Source organism: Rathayibacter sp. AY2B7, from assembly GCF_002931635.1.
Classification (GTDB): Bacteria; Actinomycetota; Actinomycetes; order Actinomycetales; family Microbacteriaceae; genus Rathayibacter.
This window is the reverse complement of the sequence record NZ_PSUC01000146.1, coordinates 1-6,130: the sequence shown is the minus strand read 5'-3', so window position 1 is coordinate 6,130 and position 6,130 is coordinate 1. Positions and strand designations below refer to the sequence as shown.

Here is a 6,130-nt window from a genome sequence, read left to right as displayed (position 1 = left end):
CGCCTGCTCCGCCGAAGCCGTGAGGGTCGGCGCCCAGGCCGTCCCAGAACATGTGCCCGGTCCCGCCCGCCTCCGGCGCCCCCTCGCCGGCGGTCTCGCGGTGGTTCTCGCCGCCGCGGCGCTCACGCTGGTCGGCGCACCCCCCGCCTCCGCCAATCGGTTCTTGGACGCGTGCACGACGGACGGCAGGTTCACTGTGCCTGCGAACGTCCACACCGCCGACGTCACCGCCCGGGGAAACCGAGGCGCCGACGGTCAGGACTTCGACAGCGTGGGGAACACCGGGGGCACCGGCGGCGCCGGCGCGGCTCTCACGCTCTACGACGTGAAGGTGACGCCCGGTCAGACGATCTACTGGGGAAGCCTCCGGAGCGGGGGCTTCGAGGGGGGTGGGGACGCCAAGTGGGTGTCCTTCAGCGAACCCGACGAGAACTGCGACCCCGTCGGCGGCGATGTCATCGCCGTCGCCGCGGGCGGAGGAAGCGGATCGAACGCGACCATCCTGTACGACGGCTCCGACGGCGGTGCCGCCGGCCGGCCGGGCGAAGCGGGCCACGGCACCGGCGGCTTCCCCGGTGGCGGCGGCGGCGGCGCGACGATCGACACCCCGGGGACCGGCGGCAGCGGTGGCGACACCGCCTACCTCGGCGGCTTCCTCGACGCCGTCCCGACGTTCGGCTCGGAGGCGAGCGGCGGGACCGGGCACATGTTCTGGGACGGCCTGGGCGCCGACCCTCACGGCTTCGGCGGAGCAGGCGCGCGGGCTTCGGGCGACGTCTACGCCAGCGGCGGACAGGGCGGCGCCGGATCGGCGGGCGGCGGCGGAGGCGGAGCGGGCGGCGGCGAGTTCATCTACACCAACCTGGGAGCAGCCGGCGGCGGAGGCGGAGGCGGAGGGAGCTGGCCGATCGCCGATCCCGGGCTCAGCCCCTACAAGGTCGGCGACGCACTGGTCGCCTGGCTCCCCGACGCCACCATGACGGTGAGCGCGTCGACGACCGCGATCGACGTCCCCACGACCCTCACCGCCACTCTCTCGAAGAACTCGTACCGGGACGTCGACACCGGCTACACGAGGAAGCCGGACCAGATCGGCGGAGGATCGATCTCGTTCACCGAGTTCACCGGCCAGACGCAGCGACCGCTCGGCACCGTCGCGCTGACCGGTGCGGAGACGTCCGAGACCGTGAGCATCGAGGTCCCGGAGGGATTCGCGCGCGGGAGCCACGAGATCCGCGCGCTCTACACCGGATTCAACGGGTACAACCGGGATCCCGTCGTCTACGCACGGACGCCGATCACGCGCTCGACCTTCACCCTCACCGCGCAGACCGGGCAGACGATCGCGTTCCCGGAGCTGACCGGCCTCGACACCGACGGTCGGGACCTCGTCCTGCAGGCCACCGCGTCCTCGGGTCTGCCGGTGACCTACGTCAGCACCACTCCTGACGTGTGCACGGTGACCGCGGGACGCGCGGTCGGCCGGGTCGGCGGGCTCTGCTCCATCACCGCCTCCCAGGCCGGGGGGACGGGCTGGACCGCGGCTCCGGACGTCGTCCGCACCAGGACTCTCTCGCCCAGGTCCCAGTCGGTCGCCTTCGCGCTGGCGGGCTACGCGTACTCGACCGGCTCCTACTCGGTGACCGCGACGTCCACCTCGGGTCTCCCGGTGGACTTCACGACCACGACGCCGGAGGTCTGTCGGCTCGACGGCACTCCGTTCCTCTTCGAGGGACTGAGCCGGTCCGTGTTCGCGGGCGTCGCCGCGGGGACCTGCGTCGTCCGCGCCGGCCAGCCCGGCGACCAGCGCTACGCGTCGGCCCCGGCGGTCGAGACGAGCTTCACGGTGGTCGCGAAGCCGGTGGAGGAGGTGGTGCGGAAGGCGCAGAGCATCGACTTCCGCCTCCCCACGAGCGCTCTCACGACGGATGAGGACGCTGACCTCCGCGCCAGTGCCGGCAGCGGCCTGCCGGTCACGGTCACGAGCACGACCCCGGAGGTCTGCTCGATCATCGGCGGCACCTCCGTGCGCAACCTCCGCCCGGGCACCTGCACCATCCGCTTCGACCAGGAGGGCTCGGAGCTCTACCTCCCCGCGCCGCAGCGCACCGGATCGTTCACCGTCGACCGCCTCCCGCAGAGCATCGTCTACGACTACCCGCACGGCATCGACACCGCGCGCTCCGCCACCTACTCCCCCGTCGCGACAGCCACGTCGGGGCTTCCCACGACCTACGGCGCGACCGGCGGCTGCACCATCGCCGACGGCGTGGTGACCTTCACCGAGGTCGGCGAGGAGTGCGTCGTCACCGCCGACCAGCTCGGGAACGCGGACTACGCGCCCGCTCTGCAGCGGTCGTCCACCTTCACGGTGCGGAAGGGACCCCAGACGATCACCCTCGCCCCGACCCCTCCCACGACCGGAGCCGTCGGCGACACCGTCACCCTCACGATGACCACGAGCTCGGGCCTGCCCGCCTTCGCCGTCGCGTACGACGCCTGCCGCACGACCCGGGTCGATCCGGGCTCCGTCGACATCCTCCTCACCGCTGTCGGCACCTGCTCGTACTACGCGTTCCAGCAGGGCGACTCCACCTATCAGCAGGCTCCGAACGTCGCCGGCACCGTTCAGGTGACCCTCCCGGCCCAGACGATCGCCTTCGCCTCCACTCCCCCCTCCCCCGCCGTCCCGGGCGGCACCTACACGCCCGCCGCGACGGGCGGCGCGTCCGGGCAGCCGGTCGTGCTCGCCGCCTCAGGCGCCTGCACCCTGACGGACGGCGTCGTCACCTTCGGAGGCGCCGGCACCTGCACCGTCACGGCCGATCAGGCCGGGGACTCCGGTCATCTCGCCGCTCCGCAGGTCTCGCAGACCATCGCGGTGGGCCTGGCCGCCGGGTCCGTCTCGTTCGGCGGCGAGGATCCAGGCGACGCGGTCGTCGGCGGATCGTCCACGCCGGTGATCGTCCGAGGCCCCTCCTCCGCGGATCCCCGCCTCACCGCCTCGGGGGCCTGCTCGGTCTCCGGGGGCTCGGTCTCCTACGACCACGCCGGCACCTGCACCCTGACCCTCGAGCAGGCCGGCGACGCTGCGCACGCCGCTGCTCGCGCCGACCGCGCCTTCACGATCGGCAGGGCTGCGCAGACGGTCGCCTTCACCTCCACCGCTCCCGCGGCGGTCGTCGGAGGAACGTGGACTCCGACCGTCACCGGCGGCGCGTCGAGCGCCCCGATCGTCCTCGGGACCGCCTCCGCGGCCTGCACCGTCGCGAACGGCACCGTGACCTTCGCCGCTCCGGGAGACTGCGTGCTCACCCTGGATCAGGCCGGCGACACCGACCGGAACGCCGCCCCGCAGGCGACCCGCACCCTCGTGGTGACCGCCGCGTCGATCCAGAAGAAGCCGCAGACCGTCGCCTTCACCGCGAACACGTCGGCGACCCCGACCACCGGAGTCGCCTACTCCCTCGCCGCGAAGGCCTCCTCCGGTCTCCCGGTGGCCTACACCGCCACCGGCCCGTGCACCGTCACCTCCGCGGGAACGGTGACCCTCACCGGGACGAGCGCCTGCATCGTCACCGCCGCCCAGGCCGGCGACGGCACCTGGGCCGCCGCGACCGCCACCCGCATCGTCAAGATCGTCTCCGGCAGCCGCGCCGACCTGAAGGTCGCCCTCACCCCCACCGCCACGAAGATCACCGGCAGAACCCTCACCGCCACCACCACCGTCACCAACGTCGGCACCCGCGACACCGGATCCACCGTCATCCAGATGATCGTCCCCACCACCGTCACCGACACCGGAGGCGCCACCCGCACCCCCGGCAGGATCGCCGGGACCACGGTCCTCACCTGGAAGATCCCCACCCTCGCAGCCGGACAGAGCACCACCAGGACCATCGTCCTCACGCCCAAGACCGGCACCTCCACCATCACCGCCAAGAGCTCCACCGCGATCGGCGACCCCACCCCCGGCAACAACACCCTCACCAGGAGCTACAAGAACTAGGCACGGCCGGGGGCGGCAGCGGAGGCGGTCCGGCGCGGTCCGGCCTGCCGCCGTCCGTCGTCCCGCGACACCGACCGGGCGGGATCCGACAGGCCTGAGCCCCCGACGGCCCGGATGCGCCCCGCCGCGCCGGTCCGGAGGCGTCCGCACGGCCCGGCGCCGGTGACACGAGGCCCGGTTCTGCCAGGATCGACATCAGCACGCTCATCGTCTCGATCCGCTCCGCCGGATCCCTCCTCGACTAGGACGGCACTGTGGGAATTCGCGAGTACGGACGACTCCTCCGCCGGGGCTGGCTGGTCATCTCGATCTTCGTCGCCCTCGGCCTCGCGGCCGCCTCCGTGGCGACCATGGCGTCGGAGTCGGAGTACCGCGCGCAGACGACCGTGTTCGTCTCCGTCGCGACCGCCGACAACCAGTCCAGCGCCGAGGTCGGCGCGTCCTTCACCAGCGCCGAGGCACGCGTGGCCTCCTACGTCGCGCTGGTCGACTCGAGCTCGGTGCTGCAGCCCGTCATCGACGACCTCGGACTCGACATGACCGTCGGCGACCTGGCGGGCGAGGTCACTCCGGCCGCGCTCCCCGGCACGGTCATCATGAGCATCGACGTGGTCGACGCCGACGCCCAGCAGGCCGCGCGGATCGCCGACGCGGTCGCCGAGAGCCTGCGCAGCTACGTCGCGCAGATCGAGCGCCCCGTCACGGGCGGCACGAGCCGGGTCGACGTGAAGGTGCTCGAGGCCGCCTCCGTGCCGGGATCGCCGCTCAGCCCCGACCTGCTGGTGTACCTGGTGCTCGGCGGAGCGACCGGCCTCATCCTCGGCGTCGGCGTCGTCGTGCTGCGCTCGCTCGGCGACTCCCGCATCCGCTCGGCGAAGGACGTCGCCGCCGGCACCACCCTCCCGGTACTCGAGTCGATCCCCTTCGACACGGCCGTCCGCCGCTCCCCCCTCGTCGTGGACGGCCGCAGCGCCGTCGCCGAGTCGTTCCGGATGCTGCGCACGACGCTCCTCTTCGGCTCCGGCACCCACGAGCGCACCCTGCTCGTCACCTCCGCCCGCGAGGGCGACGGCAAGAGCACGGTGGCCGCGAACCTCGCCGTCTCGATCGCCCAGATCGGCCGCACCGTGGTGCTGATCGACGCCGACCTGCGCGACCCGGCGCAGTCGACGGTCTTCCGCGTCCCCACGGGCGGACCGACCCTCGCCGACCTGCTCCGCACCGGCACCCTGCCCGCCGACGGGTCGCTGCCCGTCAGCGCCCAGGGCGTCACGGTGCTCACGGCCGGCGGCAGCCAGGCGAACCCGAGCGACCTGATCGGCACCCCCGCGATGGAGCGCGTGATCGCGCACCTCTCGCGCCGCTACGACCACGTGATCGTCGACTCCCCCGCGATCCTCTCGGCCACCGACGCGGTGCTGCTGGGCAAGATGGTCGCCACGACCGTCCTCGTCGCGGGCGCCGGCGTCTCGTCCTCGGCCGACCTCGTCGCCGCGGCAGACCGGCTACGGGACGTCGGGGGCGACGTCCTCGGGACCGTGGTCGCGCAGGCTCCCCGCAGCACGGTCGTCGCCGCCGCGGCGACGGCGTCCGCCTGAGACGCGCGCGCGCTGCAGCCGCTGCCGGCGCCTCTCCCCGCGGGGAGTGACGACGTGCGCCCCGGTGCCGGCGCGCGGCCCGTCGAGGTGGGCGGCGTTGCGCGAGGGTGAGGGCTCGCGGACCCGGGCGGTGCCCACGCGTACCGCCTGCTCGGCCCGCCCCGCCACGACGCCCATGCCGCAGACGATCCAGAGCGTGTACGCCACCGGACCCTCCTGGAGCGTCGGCAGCACCGTGTAGCTGACCAGCGTGCCCGCGACCACGGCCGTGGGCAGGAAGCCGTCGAGGGTCGGCGCGCGCAGCCCGCGGAGGAACAGGTACACCAGCAGCGCCGCGAACAGCAGCATCACGATGATCCCCGACTCGATCGCGAGCACGAGGAAGAAGCTCTCGACGAGGACGCTGTCGGTCGAGTACAGCTGCGCGCGCGGGCCGACCTTGCCGAGGCCGAAGCCGAACGGGTGCGCGACGAGCAGCGGGATGTTCTCGAGCAGGCTGTCGCTGTGGCCGATCAGCGACGGG

At 73.3% G+C, this 6,130-nt stretch carries 3 protein-coding genes; 2 read left to right on the top strand and 1 reads right to left on the bottom strand.

The features are described 5' to 3' along the window. Positions 1-271 precede the first annotated feature (271 nt). Both C5C27_RS18785 and C5C27_RS16270 read left to right on the top strand, forming a co-directional pair. Positions 272-4,009 carry a DUF11 domain-containing protein gene (locus C5C27_RS18785; RefSeq protein ID WP_181133573.1) on the top strand — a complete coding sequence of 1,246 codons (3,738 nt, stop codon included), beginning with the start codon at positions 272-274 and terminating at the stop codon, positions 4,007-4,009. A gap of 254 nt (positions 4,010-4,263) precedes the next feature. Beyond that, positions 4,264-5,607: a polysaccharide biosynthesis tyrosine autokinase gene (locus C5C27_RS16270; protein ID WP_104238967.1), complete on the top strand. Its 1,344-nt coding sequence runs from the start codon at positions 4,264-4,266 to the stop codon at positions 5,605-5,607. On the opposite strand, the gene C5C27_RS18215 is transcribed toward C5C27_RS16270, so the two are convergent. Further along, positions 5,515-6,130, bottom strand: a 616-nt coding sequence (locus C5C27_RS18215; RefSeq protein WP_181133572.1) for a hypothetical protein, incomplete at its 5' end; no start/stop codon positions are given. The genes C5C27_RS16270 and C5C27_RS18215 overlap by 93 nt on opposite strands.